General features: G+C 36.3%; 21 protein-coding genes. 6 read left to right on the top strand and 15 right to left on the bottom strand.

All coding sequences use genetic code 11. From position 1 onward, the window contains the following. Nucleotides 1-19: 19 nt before the first annotated feature. The 3 genes from dnaG to ccpN all read right to left on the bottom strand — a co-directional run bounded on the left by dnaG (nt 20) and on the right by ccpN (nt 3,511). Nucleotides 20-1,840 (bottom strand): DNA primase, encoded by a 1,821-nt coding sequence (dnaG, locus tag AAFN87_RS02345; RefSeq protein ID WP_347789378.1) that lies wholly within the window; start codon nt 1,838-1,840, stop codon nt 20-22. 210 nt (nt 1,841-2,050) lie between these two features. Next, a complete protein-coding gene (locus AAFN87_RS02340) occupies nt 2,051-2,863 on the bottom strand; it encodes a pyruvate, water dikinase regulatory protein (RefSeq protein ID WP_347789377.1) in 813 nt (270 codons plus the stop codon). 9 nt (nt 2,864-2,872) lie between these two features. Next, nucleotides 2,873-3,511, bottom strand: coding sequence for a transcriptional regulator CcpN (ccpN, locus tag AAFN87_RS02335; RefSeq protein ID WP_347789376.1), 639 nt, complete (start codon nt 3,509-3,511; stop codon nt 2,873-2,875). 377 nt (nt 3,512-3,888) lie between these two features. Here ccpN and AAFN87_RS02330 point away from each other — a divergent pair, with 377 nt between their 5' ends. Beyond that, the gene (locus AAFN87_RS02330) at nt 3,889-5,277 is read left to right on the top strand and encodes a glycine--tRNA ligase (RefSeq protein ID WP_347789375.1); all 1,389 of its coding nucleotides are present in this window, start codon (nt 3,889-3,891) and stop codon (nt 5,275-5,277) included. Nucleotides 5,278-5,577: 300 nt separating this feature from the next. On the opposite strand, the gene AAFN87_RS02325 is transcribed toward AAFN87_RS02330, so the two are convergent. From AAFN87_RS02325 to AAFN87_RS02300, 6 genes are all read right to left on the bottom strand, one after another. After that, nucleotides 5,578-6,066, bottom strand: coding sequence for an NUDIX hydrolase (locus tag AAFN87_RS02325; protein WP_347789374.1), 489 nt, complete (start codon nt 6,064-6,066; stop codon nt 5,578-5,580). A gap of 49 nt (nt 6,067-6,115) precedes the next feature. Continuing rightward, nucleotides 6,116-6,532, bottom strand: a complete 417-nt coding sequence (locus AAFN87_RS02320; RefSeq protein WP_347789373.1) for a flavoprotein — start codon at nt 6,530-6,532, stop codon at nt 6,116-6,118. 60 nt (nt 6,533-6,592) lie between these two features. Then, nucleotides 6,593-7,465 carry a serine/threonine-protein kinase gene (locus AAFN87_RS02315; protein ID WP_347789372.1) on the bottom strand — a complete coding sequence of 291 codons (873 nt, stop codon included), beginning with the start codon at nt 7,463-7,465 and terminating at the stop codon, nt 6,593-6,595. 518 nt (nt 7,466-7,983) lie between these two features. Continuing rightward, nucleotides 7,984-9,249 (bottom strand): MFS transporter, encoded by a 1,266-nt coding sequence (locus tag AAFN87_RS02310; protein ID WP_347789371.1) that lies wholly within the window; start codon nt 9,247-9,249, stop codon nt 7,984-7,986. Between the two features lie 447 nt (nt 9,250-9,696). Next, entirely contained in the window at nt 9,697-10,287 is a 591-nt protein-coding gene (locus AAFN87_RS02305; protein WP_347789370.1) for a dienelactone hydrolase family protein, read from the bottom strand. After that, a complete protein-coding gene (locus AAFN87_RS02300) occupies nt 10,280-10,420 on the bottom strand; it encodes a hypothetical protein (RefSeq protein ID WP_347789369.1) in 141 nt (46 codons plus the stop codon). Before AAFN87_RS02300 ends, AAFN87_RS02305 begins: the two co-directional genes overlap by 8 nt. 295 nt (nt 10,421-10,715) lie before the next feature. Between AAFN87_RS02300 and AAFN87_RS02295 the strand changes: the two genes are divergently transcribed. Continuing rightward, a complete protein-coding gene (locus AAFN87_RS02295; RefSeq protein ID WP_347789368.1) occupies nt 10,716-11,180 on the top strand; it encodes a hypothetical protein in 465 nt (154 codons plus the stop codon). Nucleotides 11,181-11,195: 15 nt separating this feature from the next. Next, the gene (locus tag AAFN87_RS02290) at nt 11,196-11,804 is read left to right on the top strand and encodes a flavin reductase family protein (protein WP_347789367.1); all 609 of its coding nucleotides are present in this window, start codon (nt 11,196-11,198) and stop codon (nt 11,802-11,804) included. 96 nt (nt 11,805-11,900) lie between these two features. Here AAFN87_RS02290 and AAFN87_RS02285 read toward each other — a convergent pair whose 3' ends face one another. Together AAFN87_RS02285 and AAFN87_RS02280 are read right to left on the bottom strand one after the other, a co-directional pair. After that, nucleotides 11,901-12,098, bottom strand: coding sequence for an N-acetyltransferase (locus AAFN87_RS02285; protein WP_481886431.1), 198 nt, complete (start codon nt 12,096-12,098; stop codon nt 11,901-11,903). A 353-nt stretch (nt 12,099-12,451) separates the two neighbouring features. Further along, complete coding sequence (locus AAFN87_RS02280; RefSeq protein ID WP_347789366.1) at nt 12,452-12,916, bottom strand: GNAT family N-acetyltransferase; 465 nt, start codon at nt 12,914-12,916, stop codon at nt 12,452-12,454. 276 nt (nt 12,917-13,192) lie between these two features. On the opposite strand from AAFN87_RS02280, the gene AAFN87_RS02275 reads away from it, so the two are divergent. The 3 genes from AAFN87_RS02275 to AAFN87_RS02265 are packed head-to-tail and all read left to right on the top strand — an operon-like array spanning nt 13,193 to nt 15,422. Further along, nucleotides 13,193-13,744 (top strand): sigma-70 family RNA polymerase sigma factor, encoded by a 552-nt coding sequence (locus tag AAFN87_RS02275; RefSeq protein ID WP_347789365.1) that lies wholly within the window; start codon nt 13,193-13,195, stop codon nt 13,742-13,744. After that, nucleotides 13,729-14,142 carry a PadR family transcriptional regulator gene (locus tag AAFN87_RS02270; protein ID WP_347789364.1) on the top strand — a complete coding sequence of 138 codons (414 nt, stop codon included), beginning with the start codon at nt 13,729-13,731 and terminating at the stop codon, nt 14,140-14,142. Before AAFN87_RS02275 ends, AAFN87_RS02270 begins: the two co-directional genes overlap by 16 nt. After that, nucleotides 14,139-15,422: an FtsW/RodA/SpoVE family cell cycle protein gene (locus AAFN87_RS02265; RefSeq protein WP_347789363.1), complete on the top strand. Its 1,284-nt coding sequence runs from the start codon at nt 14,139-14,141 to the stop codon at nt 15,420-15,422. Before AAFN87_RS02270 ends, AAFN87_RS02265 begins: the two co-directional genes overlap by 4 nt. 120 nt (nt 15,423-15,542) lie before the next feature. On the opposite strand, the gene AAFN87_RS02260 is transcribed toward AAFN87_RS02265, so the two are convergent. From AAFN87_RS02260 to AAFN87_RS02245, 4 genes are all read right to left on the bottom strand, one after another. After that, nucleotides 15,543-16,295, bottom strand: coding sequence for a GNAT family N-acetyltransferase (locus tag AAFN87_RS02260; protein ID WP_347789362.1), 753 nt, complete (start codon nt 16,293-16,295; stop codon nt 15,543-15,545). Between the two features lie 194 nt (nt 16,296-16,489). Then, nucleotides 16,490-17,260, bottom strand: a complete 771-nt coding sequence (locus tag AAFN87_RS02255; protein WP_347789361.1) for an IclR family transcriptional regulator — start codon at nt 17,258-17,260, stop codon at nt 16,490-16,492. A 76-nt stretch (nt 17,261-17,336) separates the two neighbouring features. Beyond that, nucleotides 17,337-18,479, bottom strand: coding sequence for a CaiB/BaiF CoA transferase family protein (locus AAFN87_RS02250; protein WP_347789360.1), 1,143 nt, complete (start codon nt 18,477-18,479; stop codon nt 17,337-17,339). Beyond that, nucleotides 18,479-20,452 (bottom strand): TRAP transporter permease, encoded by a 1,974-nt coding sequence (locus AAFN87_RS02245; RefSeq protein ID WP_347789359.1) that lies wholly within the window; start codon nt 20,450-20,452, stop codon nt 18,479-18,481. The genes AAFN87_RS02250 and AAFN87_RS02245 overlap by 1 nt, the downstream gene beginning before the upstream one ends.

The raw sequence follows: 20,452 nt of genomic DNA, 5'->3' as shown, positions 1-20,452 counted from the left end.
TCTAACAACCAACTCGGGGTTACATCGCTGTTATTGACCTTCTTAAATGAATAATGCGCTGCATGATTTCCATGGCCCGCTTATATTCATGCATTTTTTCCGCTTCTTTTTGATCATGACATAATGTGTCAATCTCCATTTGAATGCGATGCTTTTTAATATGCTTTAAGCAATCTGCAATTTCTGCTTCAGCATGATCTGGATCACGCTCGACAAGCGCTGCCTCCATGACGATTTTCCTCAGCTCCGCGTCGTCTAGTACTTCGACAAAGCGTTGATAATCTGCTGTACTATACTCTTCATAGAAACCAATTAACCGGATAAACACTGCCGTGTATTCATCCCGAACAAAGGGTTGTTCACCACTTTGCATTATTTTGTCGACGATATGCACACTATGGAGCATATGTGACAACAATAGACGTTCCGCGCGCTCAGTTGCTGTTAACGGTTGTCTATGTTGCTTTTGTTCGACAAACTCTCGTTCACGCGGTTGCTCACGCTTAATTTGCTTTACTTGATCCGCTTCAAGCTTACGATATTGTGCATAAATTGCATCTTGCGAAATATTCGTTTCGCTAGCAAGCTGTTTTATATATAAATCGCGTTCGATTGGTGAAGACGTACCAACAAGGTGCTCTAAAACTTCTTGGATATATTGCAGCACATCATTTTCAAATTGAAAATTTTTGTTACGTCTTGCATGCATCATCATAAAAGCAATGAGAGCATGGGGCTTTTCAATAATATTACTTTTAAATGCCTCAGCACCGTATTGTCTAATGTAATCGTCTGGATCTAGCTTGTCCGGTAAAACGGCAACCTCTACCTTAATGCGTTCAGCCTTTAACAACTCTGCGGAACGTTTCGCCCCGTCCATACCAGCATTATCCCCATCATAGCAAATCGTAACTTGCTCCACTAAGCGTTTGAGCTTTTGGATATGCTGTGGCGTGAGCGACGTACCCATTGTTGCAACGGCATTGACAACGCCTGCATTACTAGCAGCGAGTGCATCGACAAAACCTTCCATTAACACAACTTGACGTGTCTTTCGAATCGCGGCCCTTGCTTTATCTAAATTGTATAAAACTTGGCTCTTATGGAAAATTGGTGATTCAGGACTATTTAAATATTTTGCTTCATCAGCGTTACTATTTAAAATTCGCCCTGAAAAGGCAATTACCTTCCCATTTTCATCACGAATTGGAAACATAATTCGTCCTCTAAAACGGTCAAAATAAGAATCGTCACTTTCCTTATGAATAACGAGACCGCATTCTGCCATTTCTTCTAAAGAAAAGCCTTTACGTTCAAGGAGTACTGATAGCGTATCCCAAGCAGGGAGCGCCCAACCAATTTTATGCACTTCAATTTGCTCTCGTGTAAAACCTCGATTTAACAAATACTGTAAGGCTTCTTCCCCATCTTCTGTATTTATCAATAGATGATGATAAAATTCAACAGCGAACTCATGTGCCTCACGCATTTTCATTTCAGCTTTTGAAACAGGCTTTGCAGGTAGTGCACTAGGCGTTAGCTGTACATCTATAGGGACGCCAACTCGTTCTCCGAGTTTCACGACTGCATCAGGAAATGATATGTTTTCAATATCCATAATAAATGTTATGGCATTTCCTCCTGCACCGCATCCAAAGCAATGAAAGATTTGTTTATCTTGTGACACGGAAAAAGAGGGTGTTTGCTCACCATGAAATGGACATAAGCCAAACCAGTTACGTCCTCTCTTAGTTAACTGCATATAATCGCTTATCACATCGACTATATCAGACTGCGAACGAATCTGTTCAATCAATTGTTCAGGTATTTTCCCAGTCATTCTATCACCATCTTCAGTTACTAAAATACACATTTCGAGATTTATTTTAAAATCCCTCTATTTTACGACAAAAAATTGAGTTTTTTTTCACAAATACTCTCTTTAAGAATATTTTTACCACAATTTTATTATTATAAAACAACGGGTCATATTTATCCATACTTTTTTCATAAAAAAGAGAAAAAAACCTCCTCCTTTAGACAGAGGCGGCTATAGATTGCATTGTACTTTTTCAAGAATGACATTCGCAGTTTCTTCTACTGCTTTATTTGTCACGTCAATTACTTCACAGCCAATTCGATTAGCAATTGCATTAAAATACTCTATTTCTTGTTCTATACGATTATGCTGCGCATAAATAGCACTATCACTTAGCCCAAGTGTTTTTAACCGCTCTTTACGAATACTATTTAGTTTATCCGGTGAGATGACAAGTCCGAAGCATTTTTTCGGATCAACTTTAAAAAGTTCCGCAGGCGGTACAATTTCTGGTACAAGCGGCACATTAGCAACTTTTAAACTTTTATGCGCTAAATATTGTGACAGTGGTGTTTTCGATGTTCTTGATACACCAATCAATACGATATCTGCTAGTATAATACCACGAGGATCTCGTCCGTCATCATATTTCACAGCGAATTCAATCGCTTCAATTTTTTTGAAATAATCTTCATCTAATCTGTGAACGATTCCAGGTCGTTCTAGTGGCTGTTCATTTACTGAGCGTTGGATTAAATCCATCATTGGCCCTAGTAAATCAATCGCCGCTATATTATTTTCAACACTTAAAGAATAAATTGCTTTACGCATCTCTTTTTCAACTAGCGTGTATATAATAGCTGCTTTTTGATTTTTCGCCATATGTACGATTTTTTCAATATGATCAATCGAATTTATATGAGGAAAACGTTGAATGAATACATTATCAAAATTCGGTCTAAATTGACTAACAACAGCTCTAGCTGCTAGTTCTCCTGTTTCACCTACTGAGTCAGACACGACAAAAATCCGTAGTTTTTTCACTTCATTCACCTACAGTTCATGTGTTTCTGCTAAGGAAATAAAAGCTTTTGTAATATTTGTTTTCGTTAACCGACCGACAATTTCTAATCCTGTTTCAGTTTCGTTTACGACAGGCAATGAATCAATTTCACGTTCTATTAACTTTTTGGCTGCAAATATTAGAGATTCTGCTTTCGAACAATACGCGATATTAGGCATACGTGTCATAATAATATGTACAGGGATTTTATTTAAATCTTGAGACCCGATACTAGTACGCAGTAAATCTTTCCGAGAAAGAACCCCTAGTAGATGATTATTTTTATCAGCCACGAATAATGTACCAACGTCCTCTAAAAACATATGACAAATTGCATCGTACACAGTCATATTTTCCGAAACGACGACTGGCATTGATTGAAAATCCTTTACTTTTAAATTCATCATAGACTCTGTTAAGGATACTACTGATTTCTTGCCAGCGTAAAAATACCCTACTCGTGGTCTTGCGTCTAAAAAGCCAGCCATTGTTAAGATGGCTAAATCAGGTCGCAATGTAGCCCTTGTTAAATTTAAACGCTCGGCAATTTGCTCACCTGTTATAGGACCATTTTCTTTTACAATTTGTAAAATAGCGTCTTGACGTTTATTGAGTTCGATTTGACTCACCCGCTTTAAATAGTGTTATACTGTTTCGGTTATTATTATATACTATTTCATTCGATATTGCGAAGAAAACAACTGCATGCTACAATATTGACATAGAATAATTTATAATGTACAACTGACATTAATACTAAAGCGATGAACGAGAAATAAGTATCTTTTCATATAAAGCGAGTAGGATCTGGTGAAAGCCTACATCGAAAAGAGAAACGGCACTCGGGAGCTAACTTTTTAAAAGAGGTTCAAACTTATTTGTTTGAGCAATCGGGGTGGAACCGCGGATCTGTCACTACAGCATTCGTCCCCGGGCATCATACGCCCGGAGATGGATGCTTTTTTATATTCATTCTGCCGAGGCATACAAATAGGAGGAATTTTTCATGACACAAAAATCAATGGAAACAATCGTATCATTAGCGAAGCATCGTGGATTTGTCTTCCCAGGCTCTGAAATTTACGGTGGTCTTGCAAACACTTGGGATTACGGTCCGCTAGGTGTAGAGCTAAAAAACAACGTAAAAAAAGCTTGGTGGCAAAAATTTGTGCAAGAATCTGAGCATAATGTAGGCTTAGATGCAGCTATTTTAATGAATCCAAAAGCATGGGTAGCATCAGGTCACGTAGGTAACTTCAACGACCCGATGATCGACTGTAAAGCATGTAAAGCGCGTCACCGTGCAGATAAATTAATTGAAGATGCATCACTTGAAAAAACAGGTAAAGAAATTATCGTTGATGGTATGAGCTTTGATCAAATGAAAGCAAAAATGGAGGAGCTTGAAGTTGCTTGTCCAGATTGCGGTAAAGTAGATTTTACTGACATCCGTCAATTCAACTTAATGTTCAAAACACACCAAGGTGTAACAGAATCTTCATCGAATGAAATTTATTTACGCCCTGAAACAGCTCAAGGTATTTTCGTTAACTTTAAAAATGTTCAACGTTCAATGCGTAAACGTACACCATTTGGTATAGCACAAGTTGGTAAATCGTTCCGTAACGAAATCACTCCTGGTAACTTCACATTCCGTACACGTGAATTCGAACAAATGGAGCTTGAATTCTTCTGTAAGCCAGGTGAAGACCTTGAGTGGCACACATACTGGAAAAACTTCTGTAAAGACTGGTTATTAAACCTAGGTATGAAACAAGAATCTATGCGCTTACGTGATCACGAAGATGATGAGTTATCTCATTACTCAAATGCAACAACTGATATCGAGTTCCGCTTCCCATTCGGTTGGGGCGAGCTTTGGGGTATCGCTGACCGTACAGACTACGACTTAAAACAACATATGGATCACTCTGGTGAAGACTTCACGTATATTGACCCAATTACGAATGAACGATATGTGCCATACTGTATCGAACCATCATTAGGTGCAGACCGTGTTACACTTGCATTCCTATGTGATGCTTATGACGAAGAAGTGCTTGAAGGCGATGACAAGCGTACAGTTTTACGCTTCCACCCTGCACTAGCACCTTTCAAAGCAGCTGTTCTTCCACTTTCTAAAAAACTAAGTGAAGAAGCTGGCGATGTATGGGCTGAATTACGCAAAGCATTCCCAGTTGATTTTGACGAGTCTCAATCAATCGGTAAACGCTACCGCCGCCAAGACGAAATCGGCACACCATTCTGTATCACATACGACTTCGACTCAAAAGAAGACGGCCAAGTAACAGTCCGCCATAGAGATAGTATGGAGCAAACACGCATGCCTATTTCAGAAGTTAAAGCTTATATCGAGAAACATTTGCAATTCTAGTAGTACTAGGGACTTGGTTCACAATGTGAGCCAAGTCCTTTTCTATTGATGCATGCGTGTTTGCGACGAGGATTGTGGTGCTTTAGCACGACAACCGCAGGAGCACTTCTTTTTGCATGCCTATTTCAGAAGTTAAATCTTATATCGAAAAGCATCTACAATTCTAGAATGACTAGGAGCGTATTTCGCTAATGCGAGATAAGCTCTTTTTTAGCTGCATGCGGATTTGCGAATAGTACATAAAGAAATTCACTCTAGTGTATTTCTACAACCTATATGTCCTGAATAACCACAGGAGCCTTAACTCAGCGCTATTGCGTCCTTCAAGATGATTGTCGATAATTCATGATCATCAAGGATATATGGGACTTCTGTCGGCTCAACCCAAATGCGCGTAATTGATTCATGTTCACGGAGAAAAGGTAAGCATTCCGTAATATCCATTCTAAAAAACGCTTGATATGCAATTAATGGATATTTTCCATTTGGATCAAATTTAGAGTTTTCTTCATGACTCACTTCAATAGCACCTATGTATTTTATCGTTCCCCTCACGTAACCCTCTTCATATACTTCTCGAACAATCGCTTCCTCTAGGCTTTCTCCCTCATCTAAATGTCCCCCCAAGTAATTAAAGCCTCTATTTTGAATATGGGTTAATAATACTTTACTGTCCTGAATACATACTGCATGAACACTTGTAATAGTTGTAGACTCACTTATTTTCATTTGAGGCATCCATGTTAGTTTCACATTATGCCCTCCCCAGTTTGCAAAAATAGGTTTCATAGTTTCCTCCTGTTTGATGTATTTTCTGCCTTCGATTGATGAAATATGGCTACTTAAAAAAATTAATTTCAGCTATATTTGAAGTTGAAATGCCAGCTTCAATATAGCTTCTTACTAATTTCCAGTTATTATCGGTATTGCGCTTAAATGTTTGAAAAAATATATTCGCTGAATCTAAGCTTTTATTATCAATAATCATCGTAGCGGATAGAATGACCATTTTTTCATCATCTTTTAAAGGGATAATAGCCAGTTCTTGAATATCCCACTTCGCCTTATTTTCGATTGCATAATTAAAGCCCTGCTCCCAACCTAAAATAGATTCTGTAAAGCCGAAATCATCAACTACCCCATTGCTTATTTCTCTTGCTTTATAATCTGAAGAAATAATATTTTTCAAATCTATTAAAGATGACTCTCTCCATATATTCAAATAGTAATCTAGAAACTCTCGAAATGACCTCATGTTTTAATACCTCCGTAAACAGCTATTTTATTTTCTCTACCATTACGTATGTATCATCACTTAATATATTTTCGATGCTGACTTCCAAGCTCTGAATAATTCTTCTACTGAAGAATATCGTTCCTCTTTCTCTATTTTTACAGCCTTTATAGCTACTTCATAAAGCTCTTGCCCCGCATCCCATTTTATAATTGAACGATCGAGTTCTCCGCCTAACAGCCCAAAAGCTATTGCTCCCATGTTAAATACATTCGTTCTTTCATCAATTTCAGCACCTAATTCAAATTCCTCTGGTGACATAAATCTTGATGAACCCCAAAGCCTTCCCATTGTATTTATAAATGGTTTTTTCTTATAAAAATCAATGTCGCAAATCTTTGTTACACTATTTTCGAAATCATATAAAATACTCCCATCATAAAAGTCAACAGCTACATAATTATTTTGTTCCATATTTACATGGAATTCTAATATACTATTAAATGATTCTAAACGTTTTTCAATCGGTAACTGTTTATATCGGAAAAAAGGAGAATCAGGGTGCGTATATTTATGTGGCGGAGGAAAAGACCAATGGGAATGAAGACATTCGCCATCAAACCAATCAAAAACTAACGCATATCCTTTCTCAACCTCTAAATGGTCAAGTAGATCTACTAAGTGTTTATGTTGTAAATCTTTATAAATAGGAACTGAATTTTTTAACCTTGCTACTGCATCTTCAGGTTGTCCTGAATATTCTTTCGTCTTCGCCCCAGCATATTTTACAAACTTTTTCATACCATCTTTTTCTACACCGAAACATATATTCCCTGAATCTTGTTCAGCAAATACAGTGAATACTTCTCCAAAAGTTTTAAGCCATTGGAAGTTATGTTTCTCTATCAAATGAAACGATACTTTATCTAAATATAAAACTTGCAACTCCTCCATATGTAACCTCCCTTTATTGATCTAATTAACATATATTCTATTTTTTAGTTGAAATATCCTCTTCTACTTTCATCATAATAGTCGTTTAGAAAAAAGAGCAATAAAACACAAGTGTAATCATACCTTCACCCGAATATCAAAAAGAGCTTGAATTCAAAAAACGACCTAACAGTTTGATTTCTGTTAGGTCGAAATTTTCTCTATATAATTTTGGTTTATAATTGAACTACTTGTCACATAATAGCGCTTAGTACAAATAGGAGTCGCTTCCAATTGCCAATCAAGTGCTCGTTCTTCCAAATTGAATTATTAAGTAAAAAAATCAAAGAGATCCATTGAATTCGTTAGTTATGTATAGAAAAAAGGTATCTAGAAAGTGATTAACTTTCTAGACACCCTATTACTCTGTGATAATTAAAACACCTAAGCTGATCGCACTTAACTCTTCCGCACAGAGAGAAATAAATATGTACTTAATACTTTCTAAAAGTATATATAATCCATATTTAATTTCGAAATTAATTCCACAATCCTGCTTTTTCTAGTTTCTTTTTACCTTTAAATGCAAAAATAATAGCTCCTACATTCAAAATAAACATACCAAAAATCGCGTATAACACATAAGTGTAACTACCTGTTATTTCAAAAATAAATCCGTATCCAGGTAACGCAACAATACCTGCAACTGCTAATCCTGTTATAGCAAGTCCATAAATTCTGCTAAACTCTTTATTACCAAATAGAGCTGATGTTAAAAGAGGCCCTAATGTTCCAAGAGATGAAACAACGAATCCATATAAACCAGTAGCCAATGTAAACATCATTGGATTTTCGGGAACAGTTAACAAAATTGCCACTGGTACTAACCCCATTAGCATTGCGGCAATCGCTGTATTTTTCACTCCAATTTTATCACTAAGGAAACCGAAAAATAGTGCACCTATTACAACACCTACTGACCAAGCGCCCATTGCATTCCCTGCAAACTTAATATCATAGCCCAAACTCACTGCAAATGGCGCAGCATGTTGGTTAAATGCACCTATTGATGTATCAAAGAAGAAGAATATTAGTAAAAAGAAAAATGCACTCGATTTTTTTGCTATTCCAAAAGCGACACCGCTATTTGTACTTTTTTGAACTGGAATTTCTTCATTTTGTTCAACTTCATCTATACCATACGGCTGTAAACCTTTATGTTGTGGAGCAAATCTTATCGTTAATATTACGACCGGAATAACGACCGCCATTACCCCAATACCTAAAATAAAATACGTATTTCGCCAACCTTCATTAGCAATTAAATTTCCTGCAACCGGTTGTAGAAAAGCCCCAATTAAACCACCAGCGCCTACCATAATACCTAATGCCAAGCCTTTGTGTTTTTTAAACCAATTATTAATCAGTACGGGACCTGCCAATTGAGTAACTATTACAGAACCCATCGCCATTGGAATAGCAAATAAGTACCAACCCCAAACAGAGTTCATGAACCCAAACATAGCAAAAGAACCTGCTTCTAAAATAACTGCTACTACTAAAAGTACTCTAATATTATATTTTGTCACCATCTTACCTGCGATTGGTAAAGAAATCATTGTAACAATTGATGATATACTAAAGTACAATGTTAAACTTCCCATTCCAATACCTAAATCTTCAGTTACTGATGTTAAAAATAATCCACCAGTCGTCATAATGCCACCTTTAGCAGCTCCGACCATTACAACTAATCCTAATAATACCCACCAAGCATAGTGGATTTTTTTCTTTGACTGACTCATGATGTTGTCCTCGATTCATAATTGAATACTACTTTGTTTAGCAAAATAGCAATATTGTTATATTTTAAAAGATGATAAATTAGTAGAATACCGATAATAAAAGAGCATGCATGCTGATCAATTTAATGTGATCAATTATTCTACTTAAAACAAAATAATCTCCATAAATTTGGTAACTTTTAATACCTCGGTTACTTTATGTAACAACAATAACTCTATACTTAGAATGTGTCAATATTATGAACGGAAATAATTTGACAAAAAAAATTCAAATATTTGTTGCGAGAATTATAGGATAAATCTAAATTATCTATAATTACATTGTTGTTAATGTCTAATTATAAAAATGAACCCCGTAATCATAAAATCGCGAGAAGATACAGTGAATTAAAAAAAAAACGGCCAAACAGAATTAATTCTGCTAGGCCATTATCCCTTTATATTAAATTATCTATATAAAATCCTTCGTACATGATTGAAAGTTTCGTCACTTGATAGAGCATTGTATTTCGCCGAGTGTGCATCAGCAAAGCCGTGCTCACCATCAAACACAAATGCTTGTACTTCTTTATTATGTAAGCATTCGATTACATTCGCAACATCAAATGATTTTTCTGATTTACCGTAAAACAAAGTTACTGGGCATTGTGGTTCAATTTCTAAATAGTTGCGAATTCGCGAGCCGTAATAACCAATTATTTGTTGAATACCCGCTTCCTCACTACAAAGCCATGCAATCGTTGCACCGATGCTAAACCCGACAATAATTATTTCGCTATATTGAAGTTGCAGCTCATTTATAAGTGTTTTTATTTGCGAAGCTGCCTCTTTAAAACCGACATACTCCATAAAATTGTCATACGCTTGTTGTTCATTTTCATAAGAAAATACTAATCCATCTTGTAGTAAATTTGGACAGACAACAACGTAACCCATGCCCGCAAAAAAATTTGCGTACGATTTAATATGATCGTTCACACCATATATTTCATGCAACACAATAACCACTTTAGTGGCATTGCACTTCAATTCAAACATTTTCATCGCCTAACTTCAATAACATCGACACTTCGTCAATAATATATGTCGGATGTTCCTGCGCTAGCTTATCTTTTGCATGACTGCCCCAAGTAACCGCGCATCCATCAAAATCAAAAATGTAAATTTCCATATAACTACCTCCCTATTGCATTTCAAATATATTTTGTTGTGCTTTTTTCATTAATTTCAAGGCATCTGCAATGACAATGCCACTTTTCTCACTCTTAAATATCCCCTCTTAGATAAACTCTTTATTTCTTTCACCTTACCCTCGCTATACTTCTATTGTAAATACTCCATATAGAATGAGGAAAGGACCTATGTCTCGTCTCCAATTTTTTTATACAAAATTTAACTTTAATTGATGATTCTAAAATACCCATTCAGTATACTTGTTTTAAGGGGAACTTATTGGAGGGGTATGTATGTTTTTTCAAACTAAGAAGATAGCGGTACAGCTCGACTTATATGAGAAATTAAAAACGATTGTAACATTTTTATTGAGAGCTGAACTACCTGATGCAAGTGCTACGCATCATATTTTGTATTCGGCAAATGTAAAACTACAAAAACTACAAGAAGCAAAGGATTTTCATTACAAGGAGAGAAATGTTGATTGTGCAATTGGTCGCTTTCATAAAATTGCCAACGACAATGCCCTTAAGCAATATAATCAATTGCAAATAATTGTGGATAGCTATGTAGCACTTAGTTTGGAAGAAGAACGCGAGCATTTTAATCATCGACTGCGTTTTCAATCAGAAGTAGTAATATACTGCTATAATCAATTAATGACAACCGTGCAAATACTGGATGCTTCAAATAAACAATTATTTTTTGCGGCTCTAAAAGAGGATATTCTACCAGTATTACATGAGCTAACGCAGTAAAAGGAGAATTGCTATATGAATATAAACCCACAAGACCTTACAGAAAGAGAAAATTATAAGTTGCTAACAGGATCGATTATTCCAAGGCCAATTGCTTTTGTTACATCCATCTCAGATGATGGTGTTGTTAATGGCGCACCGTTTAGCTTTTTTAATATCGTTTCTTCGAATCCTCCTATGATTTCAGTTTCTGTGCAACGAAAAAGCGGTGTAATGAAAGATACTGCCCGTAATATCGCGGCGAACAAACAATTTGTTGTACATATCGTCAATGAACAAAATGTCGCAAAAGTGAATGAAACTGCTGCAAATTTACCGCCAGATGAAAGTGAAATTGACCGCGCACAATTTACACTGATTGACAGTACAAAAGTTAATGTACCAGGCGTTGTAGAAGCAAAAGTACGTTTCGAATGCGAGCTTGAGCAAATGATTGTACTAGGTGGTACAGAAGAACAAGCTGGGTGCGATTTTATCATTGGCCGCGTGAAGCATTATTTTATAGACGATGCCATCTACAATGAAGGAAAAATTGATGCACTAGAGCTTGCTGCAGTTAGCCGTTTAGCTGGCAATAGCTATGCGAAAATTGGGGATTTATTTGAGATTGAGCGACCGGAATAATAATAGAAAGAGTATCAGAGCTAGTTCTCCTAATAGAACTAGCTCTTGCAACACCTGTTTCACGAAAAAATAGATACTAAAAAAATCAACATAACCCTATAACTCATAGCTCATGACAATTAGTTCACCTTTTGACCCCATCGTTCTAACCCCTTTATCAACAAACCCACATCTTTCATATAATCCTTGTGCGGCCAGATTTCCAATATTAACGGCTAAAACGATTTCATTTACTTCTGGAAAATGTAATTGAACAAATTCAGGTTGTCGGGACGTTTTTTCTCGCTGTCTCAATGGTTTTACTCGCTCCTGCATGTGGTTTACTCGCTTTCGGAAGGCTTTTACTCGCTCTTCACTGCTTTACTCGCTGTCCCAATGGTTTTACTTGCTCTTGAATGCGATTTACTCCCTTTCAGATGAATTTTACTCGCTCTTCGCTGCTTTATTCGCTGTCCCAATGGATTTACTCGCTCTTGAATGCGATTTACTCGCTTTCAGTAGGCTTTTACTCGCTCTTCACTGCTTTACTCGCTATCCCAATGGGTTTACTCGCTCTCCCATGCCATTTACTTGCTTTCAGTAGGCTTTTACTCGCTCTTCGATGCTTTACTAGCTGTCCGGATTATATTTCTATTTCTTATAGAGTATTAAGTAGGAAAATACTCTAACGCTTCTTTACAATTTACATAGCCATTTCTTTTATAAAATTCAACACCTTCTTCACTCGGCCAAACGATAACAAATTCATAATTGTTGTCCTTCACCCATTGATTTATTTTGGAAAGAAGTTGAGAGCCAATTCCTTTTCCTCTATACATTTCTTTTGTATATACATTGGTCATATAAGCGAATGGATAAGTTATTCTACCAGGTCTTGGTACTTTTTGTATTAGCTCGATGTAAATGTGAGAAACGATTTGTTCGTTTATTTCAGCAACCCAAATGTACCAACTTTCACCATCAATCGCTTGTTGTAAGAAAGCAGTGCATTCTTCTGAAAAGCCTACATAGTCCTGTTCGTTAAAAGTATTAGGGTAATCCTCCAAAGTAAAATCCCATCTCATTTGTACTAATTCCCTTATATCCTCTTTTTTTGCTAGTCGTAACTTCATTAAAAAATCCCCCTATTCTGCTACTTTATAGTTTCTGTTCGTTTTTATCATTCGGTTTAACGCTCTAATACATTCATATAAAGTTTATTACAGAAAAGCTCATCAGATCATTAAAATTAGGTGCACTAATAAGAAACTATACTATTCTTCAAAACTTTCCAATACATTCACAATACCAAAATGTACCATGTATTCAAACAAAAAAATATTTCTATTATACACAAGAAAACTTTTCCATATTCAGCCTCGTCTAATGTATGTAAAGGAGGGATACAGTTGGAGGAATTAACGATACAGCTAGATGCTACTTGTGACAAAGTAGCAATCCTTGATGAGCTCATGCATACATACGGACAAGATATTTTGCGCTTAGTTTATACATATGTACATAACGAAACAATTGCTGAAGATTTAACACAAGAAATTTTTGTAAAGTGCTATCAATCACTTACTAGCTACAAAGAACAATCGTCCATTAAAACTTGGCTTTGGCGCATTGCGATTAATCATAGTAAAGATTATTTAAAAAGCTGGTATAGGAGAAAAGTAACTACTACTGATTATGACACAATCAGTTTAAATGCAGCCGCTATAAACGTTGAGCAAACGGTTATTCAGCGAGAGGAAGATGAACAACTAGCAGATACGGTAATTAATTTGCCCGTGAAATACCGAGAAGTCATCTATTTGTTTTACTTTGAAGAACAGCCAATTAAAGATATTGGAGCAATTATTGGTGCCAATCAAAACACAGTTAAAACAAGACTTCGCAAAGGGAAACAATTATTAAAAAAATCGCTGGAGGGACAACAATGGATGACCGACTAAAGAATCTCCGCAAATCAATAGAAAAAACGACTTTCAAAAATCTTCAATTTTCAGATGCTCATCGCCAGCTTGTTCATAAAAAAATCGAACAGCTACAATCAGAAGAGGAAAATGTGAAACTTTCTATTTTGCAATTACTGAAGGAAGAAAAAACCGGTTATGAACTAACACAACTTCTTCATGCAAGGGGTATGAAACACATTGCAAACAATGAAGGTCAAGTTTATACCCTTTTACATGAGCTTGAGCTGTCTCAAACTATTCAAGGGCGCTGGACACTGGATGGGAATAAATATTATCAGCTAATGGAAAAAGGATTCAAAGTGCTACAAAACGAGAAAAAGACTCATAGCAAAAAACAAATTCCTTTCAGTAAACTTAGGGAGGACTTTAGATGACGAGTCGCATAGAACAATTCATACAAGTTGTCTCAAGTCACATACGGTCAAAAGAAGCAAGGCAATTTGTCGAGGTTGAACTGAAACAACATATAAATCATGCAGTAAACGCTAATGTGAATAAGGGGATGTCTCCAATTGAAGCACAAGAACACGCAATAAATGATATGGGCAGCCCTGTTTCTCTCGGTCTTTCATTAAACAAAGTACATAAACCGAAAATCGATTGGCTGCTCATTGGAATAGTTGTGGCTATATTCATCATGAGTATTCTGCCACTCCTTGCTTTGGATCCAACAAGCTATTTGGACACATCTATTTTATTTACAAATAAAGTAATTTATATTGCTTTAAGTGTTGGCATTTTGCTAACTATTATGTTTTTTGATTTTGGCAAATTACAAAAATACAGCTATGTGTTATATGGTGCTGGTGTACTATTACTATTTCTACTTCAATTCTCTCATACACCCGTAAACGGGCAACCAGTATTATATATAGTGGGACCGATCAAAATAGAGGCGCTAATGGCTGTGCCACTCTTTTTTATTGCATGGGCTTCATTTTTTAGTCAAAAAAGATTTAAGTTTTGGCAATTCGTCGTCCTTTTTTGCTTTTCCTTTTTGCTATTTGCAATTCAGTCTACCCTTCCAACACTATTTTTGTATACTGTGATGGTATTCGTTATGTTTTGGCAAAGTCAGTTTTCTCGTAAAGAAAAAATGTGGACAACAATCGGTGCAGGCATCACCACTTTTACACTCTGTGTATTTGTAATCGGTTCAGTCATTTACGGACCGATAAAAGAATATCAATTGAACCGATTATTCGCTTATTTTACACCGGAAAAATATGCGGACGGTGCAGGCTATCTCTATTTACAATTGCAAAAAGTTTTAGCAAACGCTAGTTGGTTTGGAACAAATGAGCCGCTGCAACTTCCAGATGCGCATACGGATCTAGTATTTGCTAGTCTCATACAATATTACGGCTATTTCATCGGAGCTGTGTTACTCATAGTGTTGACACTTTGTATTTTTAGAATGGTTGGAATTTCACGATCAATCCGAGATCCTTTTGGAAAGCAACTCATAACCGGTGGAATTACAATTTTCGGCACGCAATTTTTATATAATATCGGCATGACGTTTGGTCTAGTACCGATTACATCCATTTCATTACCCTTTATTAGTCACGGTTTAATGCCGACTATCTTGAGCTCTTTTATCGTTGGTATCGCACTAAGTGTATATCGACGCAAAAGCCTACTGATTACGTAAAAATACTTAATGCAATAATTAAAATGGAAGGGTAAAAAAGGCGTAGCAAAATCGATATAGTCCAGCGAGGTATTAGCCAATCGTCTAATATCTCGCTTCTTATTGTATATAGCAACTGCTTTACTCCTCAACTTTTAACACTTCATACTGAAATCCTAAATACACATAATTTTGCTTTTGATACATTTCTCTTGCCGTATCTTCGCCATCTGCTACTAAAATAACCGTTTTATTTTGAAACTTTTCCATTACAAATTGCTGAATTTGACTACCTACGCCTTTTCGCTGAAACGCTTCTACTACAAATAAATTATCGATTTCTGCCGTTTCAGATTGTTCAATAATCTCAACAGATCCAACTGGAATGCCGGCATAGTAGGCTATGATTTGATGTTTACTCCCATCAAGAAATTGATGATGTAGTATAGCTTGTTTCTCTTTTGCGAATGTTTCACCATATTTCAAATCGGCATCGTATTGCAATTGTAAAAATGCATCTATATTATCATTTGTCACAAGCTGCACATCAATTGTTGAATTTTTCGTAGTTGGAAATTCGCTTGGACTGATAGCATATAGCTCTAAAAACCCAATATCATAGTTTGCTGCGGTCAAATATACTTTAATGTCGTCCGAAATCATTTCATTTACTGGGAAGCTGAATTTTATATGTTGCTGCCCATGTTGTTTATGAAAATCACGTAATGTATGTTCCCTTTCTTGAAATTGCGCTAATGTCGGCATTTTTTTAAATTCTATAAAATTGCTGCTATAGCGGCTCAACATCTCTGGAAAATGATATTGCTGAAACTCTTCATTTTCGGTAATGATGTGTCCTAATTTATGTATATGTTCAAATGTAATACTGTTCATTCCTTCTCCTCCATTTTGTCAATCTATTCAGTAATTTTCGTGCAGGCAGATTTATAGTTTATAACATATCGATAATTGAACTTTCTTTAATACATATATAAAATTTTACACGAATATTAATAATTTTGTAATAAAATTTCGAATGATACATATAGAAAAACGCACCATGCAATTTTTTTACATGTGCGTTTCTACTATAGTTGTTTTTCAATTTGTTTTTTGGCATCCATTACATAGTCAATAAGAAGATGCTCCTGGTAATCGGCGCAACGAATTGACGGCAAAATAATCGTAACAGATGCTACAGGGCGTCCTATTGGAGTAAGGATAGGTGCACTGACAGAATATGCTCCTACAACACGTTCACCGAAACTAATTGCATAGCCTCGTTCACGAATCGTTTGTAAATCGCTTTGTAAAGTCGCTTTATCCCGAATTGTTTTATCAGTAATACTAGTTAACTGAACTCTTTCAAAATAAGCATCAAGTTCCGCTTCAGGTAAAAAGGCAAGCAAACTTTTCGATGATGCCCCTGCATAAAGTGGTGCAGTATCTCCTACATAAAACTTTGTACTTAGTGCATGCGTACTTTCAAAATTAAGCAAGCAGCGACGTTCATCACCGTCAATTATATTAAGACAAACACTTTCGCCAGTTTCTTCATTTATTTTTTGTAAAATCGACTTTGATACAGTTAGTAAGCTCGATTCTTGTTCTACAAGTCGCCCTAAATATAATAGTGACATCCCTAGTTGATATTGCTTCGTGCGCTCGTCTTTATGCAAAAAGCCTTCATATACTAATGTCGATACAAAGCGCTGCAAGCTTGAAATGCCAATGCCAGTTTTTTTATGTAGCTCTGTTAAAGACAGCCTTGGCTCTTCTTTACTAAAAGCACGCAATACTTGAATCGCCTTATGGACAGATTGCATCGTATAATTTTTTTGGAAGTTTTCCTGATCCATTCCATCACCTTACCTATTAACATTTCTTGAATTATATTAAGAAATAGCAAGTTCTATAGGAATATTTTATCATATATTATATATTTAAACTACTTAACACTTCCTCTGTATGTTCACCAAGAAGCGGTGCGGCTTTATTGTATTGAATGTTCAATCCAGAGAACCTTAGTGGATTTTTTACGAATTTCATAGAACCGTAGCTTGGATGCTCAATTTCTCCAATCATGTCTCTATCCATTGCCTGTTGCTGACTAAGCGCTTCTTCAATAGTATTCACTCGACCACCTGGAATTTTATGTGCACGTAATTGCTCAAGCCACTCATCACGTGTTTTTTGTAACATAATTTCTGAAATGTAAGCAATGAGCTCCTTTTCATTTTCCTTGCGTAATGTGTTCGTTTTAAATCGGTCGTCATGAACCCACTCCTTGCGATCAATCATTGTACAAAACTTGTCAAACTGTCCATTCGTACCAACACATATCATGAGTGGACCGTCCGCACACTCAAATACTTGATATGGTGCGACATTATTATGGCTATTACCAAGTCGTTCAGTTATTGCGCCAGCATTCAAATAACTGCTTGCCACATTTGCTAAACTACTAATTTGTACGTCCAGCAATGAAAGATCTATAAATTGCCCTTCGTTTGTTAGATCACGCATACGCAGTGCAGATAATATACCAATGACAACATAGTGAGAAGTTAAAATATCGGCAATCGGAATTCCGACTTTCGTAGCCTCACCGCCTTTTGCACCAGTGACAGACATTAATCCGCTCATCGCCTGCACAACGGGGTCAAAGCCTGGCTCTTCAGCAAGCGTACCTGTTTGCCCAAAACCTGTCACAGCACAATGAATTATACGCGGGTTAACACGACGTAATTCCTCATAGCCAAGTCCCATTTTTTTCATATCATTCGTTTTGAAATTTTCCAATACAACATCTGCTGTTTCCACAAGCTGTAAAAACAGTTTGCGGTCCTCGGCGCTTTTCAAATTCAATAACATAGATTTTTTATTACGGTTTGCACAAACATAATACGTGCTTTGATCATTGATATATGGTCCCCAATCACGCATACTATCAGAACCTTGCGGATGTTCTACTCGAATAACTTCAGCTCCTAAATCAGCAAGTAGCATTGATCCAGCTGGTGCTGCATAAACTCGCGATAAATCTAAAATTCGAATCCCGTTTAGTGGTTGTAACATTACTTATCACCTAAATTCAATATACTGTCTTTATTCGATACTTTTATATTTTTCTTAATTACAAATTGCATTGTTAATGCGACTCCTAGTAAAACAAAAGCAAAAATATTGTAAACGAAAGTTGTATCTATTAAAATAGCCCCACCTATAACGAAAAGTAGACGCTCTAATATTGTTGTTTCACGTACAAAATAACCTTTAACGCCGGCTGCGATTGCAACACCACCAACAATAGCCGTAAATGCTGCAAAAATATACTCAAATATTGTTCCACCTGTTAACAACAAATGAGGATTAAAGATAAAGAAGAAAGGTACGATGAATCCGATAATCCCAATGCGTATAGATTCAAACGATACTTTATTTGCAGATTCACCTGCAATACCCGCTGCTGCATAGGAAGCAAGTGCTACTGGAGGTGTAATACTTGATAAAGCAGCAAAATAGAAGGCAAACATATGTGCCGCAATCGGTTCAACGCCTAATTTAGTTAAAATCGGTACAGAAATTGTTACAACAATAATATATGCTGCTGTAGCTGGTACGCCCATGCCTAGTACAATACTAATGACAGCCGTTAAAATAGCCGCGATTAATACATTATCTCCAGCTAATCCAATAACATTATTACCAACGATTAAACCGACACTCGTTAAACTAATTGTAGCGATTACAATTCCAACTACTGCACAGGCAATCCCTACATTAACTACACCTCGTACACCTTCCACTACTGAAGTCATTATTAATTGTAAACTCATCCGTGTACTTTTTCGAAGACCAGCTGCAATTGGTGTAATTAATAATGCAAAAATAGCTGCATATAACGGTGAGTAGCCTGTAAATAATAGTCCTAAAAGAACGGCTAATGGGATAAATAAATGTCCGCCTTCCTTTAAAACCTTTTTCGCGTCAGGGATATTCTCTTTTGAAATACCAGACAACCCCATTTTCTTTGCTTCAAAATGCACAATCATAAAAAGTGTTAAATAATATAAAACAGCGGGAATAATAGCTGCTAACAAAACAATGGAATAGGATACTCCTAAATATTCTGCCATGATAAAAGCGGCAGCACCCATTACTGGTGGGGCAATTAATCCTCCCGTAGATGCTACAGCTTCAACAGCACCTGCAAAGCGAGGTGAATATCCAGCTTTTTTCATCATCGGAATTGTCACAGTACCAGTTGTCACGACGTTACTCACAGCACTGCCACTTACCGTCCCCATTAAAGCACTAGCAAATACGGCCACTTTTGCTGGCCCACCTGCTGTACGCCCTGCAATTGTTAACGCTAAATCATTAATAAAATCTGAGAATCCGCTATTTTTCAAAAATGCACCAAATAGTACGAAAATGAAAATATAAGTAGATGATACACCTAAAGCAGTTCCAAAAATTCCTTGCCCACCCCAAAACATAATATTGATTACACGCTCTATACTGAATCCGTAATGCCCAAGTATCCCTGGAATATAGGCCCCAAAGAAATTATAAGCTAAAAAAAATCCAGCAATTATTGTTAATCCACTTCCTACTACACGACGGCTTGCTTCTAGTAATAATGCAATGGCAACTCCACCGATAATTAAATCCATAAATGTATTTTGGCCACTACGTTCACGAACGAAAGAATCATAAGTAATTAAAAAATAGCTAATTACGATGATTGAACCTAATATACATACTAAATCTGCAAAAGTGGGTAGTTTGCGTTTTCCTATACTTTTCTTCGTCGCAGGATAATAAATAAAGCTGAATACTAATAGAAATCCTAAATGCCATCCTCGTAGTTTAATAGCATCCATAACTCCAATACTGTTCATATATAGTTGGAAAATAAACCATATTAGCGACAATATTGTTATCACTTTTAGGATTGGACCAATATAGGATCTTATATTCGCTTTTTCATCATCTAATTCCAATAATTCGTTAATATGATTATTTGTTAATCCTTCATTTCCCAT

Origin of the sequence: Solibacillus sp. CAU 1738, from assembly GCF_039888725.1 — a bacterium.
Lineage (GTDB): Bacteria > Bacillota > Bacilli > Bacillales_A > Planococcaceae > Metasolibacillus.
The sequence above is the reverse complement of the archived record's forward strand: the minus strand, read 5'-3'. Positions and strand labels throughout refer to the sequence as shown.

Coding starts and splice junctions, on each gene's coding strand:
- AAFN87_RS02260 (WP_347789362.1), bottom strand. CDS start 16,295: ATGAACAGTATTACATTTGAACATATACATAAATTAGGACACATCATT.
- AAFN87_RS02280 (WP_347789366.1), bottom strand. CDS start 12,916: ATGAAGTTACGACTAGCAAAAAAAGAGGATATAAGGGAATTAGTACAA.
- AAFN87_RS02325 (WP_347789374.1), bottom strand. CDS start 6,066: ATGAAACCTATTTTTGCAAACTGGGGAGGGCATAATGTGAAACTAACA.
- AAFN87_RS02250 (WP_347789360.1), bottom strand. CDS start 18,479: ATGTTACAACCACTAAACGGGATTCGAATTTTAGATTTATCGCGAGTT.
- AAFN87_RS02320 (WP_347789373.1), bottom strand. CDS start 6,532: ATGAGGTCATTTCGAGAGTTTCTAGATTACTATTTGAATATATGGAGA.
- AAFN87_RS02270 (WP_347789364.1), top strand. CDS start 13,729: ATGGATGACCGACTAAAGAATCTCCGCAAATCAATAGAAAAAACGACT.
- AAFN87_RS02255 (WP_347789361.1), bottom strand. CDS start 17,260: ATGGATCAGGAAAACTTCCAAAAAAATTATACGATGCAATCTGTCCAT.
- AAFN87_RS02300 (WP_347789369.1), bottom strand. CDS start 10,420: ATGGAAATTTACATTTTTGATTTTGATGGATGCGCGGTTACTTGGGGC.
- AAFN87_RS02265 (WP_347789363.1), top strand. CDS start 14,139: ATGACGAGTCGCATAGAACAATTCATACAAGTTGTCTCAAGTCACATA.
- AAFN87_RS02290 (WP_347789367.1), top strand. CDS start 11,196: ATGAATATAAACCCACAAGACCTTACAGAAAGAGAAAATTATAAGTTG.
- AAFN87_RS02315 (WP_347789372.1), bottom strand. CDS start 7,465: ATGGAGGAGTTGCAAGTTTTATATTTAGATAAAGTATCGTTTCATTTG.
- AAFN87_RS02245 (WP_347789359.1), bottom strand. CDS start 20,452: ATGGGAAATGAAGGATTAACAAATAATCATATTAACGAATTATTGGAA.
- AAFN87_RS02305 (WP_347789370.1), bottom strand. CDS start 10,287: ATGTTTGAATTGAAGTGCAATGCCACTAAAGTGGTTATTGTGTTGCAT.
- AAFN87_RS02295 (WP_347789368.1), top strand. CDS start 10,716: ATGTTTTTTCAAACTAAGAAGATAGCGGTACAGCTCGACTTATATGAG.
- AAFN87_RS02330 (WP_347789375.1), top strand. CDS start 3,889: ATGACACAAAAATCAATGGAAACAATCGTATCATTAGCGAAGCATCGT.
- AAFN87_RS02310 (WP_347789371.1), bottom strand. CDS start 9,249: ATGAGTCAGTCAAAGAAAAAAATCCACTATGCTTGGTGGGTATTATTA.
- dnaG (WP_347789378.1), bottom strand. CDS start 1,840: ATGACTGGGAAAATACCTGAACAATTGATTGAACAGATTCGTTCGCAG.